Source organism: Pseudomonas peli, assembly GCF_050563605.1.
In the GTDB taxonomy this organism is placed as follows: Bacteria; Pseudomonadota; Gammaproteobacteria; order Pseudomonadales; family Pseudomonadaceae; genus Aquipseudomonas; species Aquipseudomonas peli_A.
Genome location: NZ_JBNXUH010000411.1, coordinates 1 through 258 on the forward strand (window position 1 = coordinate 1; position 258 = coordinate 258).

Sequence of the window (258 nt, forward strand, 5' to 3'; positions counted from 1 at the left end):
CTGCCGCACACCCTGCAAGCGCATCTGGCTTTCACCAAGGGCATGGCGGCAACAGGAGGTGTAGAGATGGCCAACGAGCTGCTGAAGCTGATCGAACTGCACNTCCTCTCCTTCGGCGTCGTCGTCTTCGTCTTATTTTTCTCATTTTTCTTGCTCTTACTCCCTGCAAGCGCATCTGGCTTTCACCAAGGGCATGGCGGCAACCGGAGGTGTCGAGCTGGCCAACGAGCTGCTGAAGCTGATCGAACTGCACGACGC

Annotated in this window: 1 pseudogene; it reads left to right on the plus strand. The window is 57.2% G+C overall.

The annotated features are described in order from the left end of the window. A pseudogene (locus ACQ4LH_RS22125) lies at positions 1-132 on the plus strand (hypothetical protein); the annotation flags it as partial. Between the last annotated feature and the right edge of the window lie 126 nt (positions 133-258).